Below are 839 nucleotides of genomic sequence, written 5' to 3'. Positions count from 1 at the left end.
AACTGTGACGGCGGTGGTCACCGTGGCTCGAGTGTCAGCAGATGTGGTAAGGTTGAGTGTCGGCGAGTAGCAGAGGTCCAGCAACAATGACTTTGAGGCGAACCAGAGCTTACGGCGCATCCGGCTTGGCTCTAGCGGTTTGCACTGTGTTTGCTTGGCAGAACGCCACTGCTGCTCACAATTGCCACGCAGCCGCGACGCCTGGCGTTAATTGGCACGAGTGTGACAAGAAGCTTCTCATCCTAGAAGGACAGGACCTGAGCGGGGCGAACCTGTTCGGTGTTGATTTCACTTCGACCGACCTCAGGAACAGCAATCTCCTTGCGGCAAATCTTGAGAAGGCAACGCTTGTGCGTGCTTCCCTGGCCGACTCGACCGCCAAAGGCGCCCGGTTCGACAGAATCGAGGCCTACAGGACCGACTTCAGCCGTATGGACGCGCAGGGCGCTGTGTTTGCGAGCGCGGAAATGCAGCGCTCGAATTTCCAGGGCGCCAATCTGACCAATGTTGATTTCACAAAGGCAGAATTGGGGCGTGCGCAGTTCCATGACGCCGATATCAGCGGCAGCCGCTTCTCGTTTGCCAATCTCGCACGGGCGGACTTCCGAGGAGCGACGTTCACCGCGCCGATAGACTTTGACCGCGCCTTTTTCTTTCTGACCCGTATCGAGGGTGTCGATCTTTCCAATTCGGCGGGTCTGTCCCAGTGGCAGCTCAACATGGCTTGCGGAGACGCCCGGACCGAGTTGCCTTCTGGCTTGACGAGGCCTGAAGATTGGCCCTGTCAATTCCAGCAGGAATAGTTGTCGGCAAGCGAACTGCGGCAATGCTGCACCCGA

The 839-nt window shown here is 58.2% G+C and carries 1 protein-coding gene; it reads left to right on the top strand.

Features of this window, described 5'->3' with window-relative positions; genetic code table 11:
- The first annotated feature begins 86 nt into the window (after positions 1-86).
- Positions 87-803: a pentapeptide repeat-containing protein gene (locus NKG95_RS34170; protein ID WP_352682262.1), complete on the top strand. Its 717-nt coding sequence runs from the start codon at positions 87-89 to the stop codon at positions 801-803.
- The last annotated feature ends 36 nt before the right edge of the window (positions 804-839 follow it).

Source organism: Mesorhizobium sp. M1423 (assembly GCF_040317575.1).
GTDB lineage: Bacteria > Pseudomonadota > Alphaproteobacteria > Rhizobiales > Rhizobiaceae > Mesorhizobium.
This window is presented reverse-complemented; position numbering and strand designations above follow the sequence as displayed.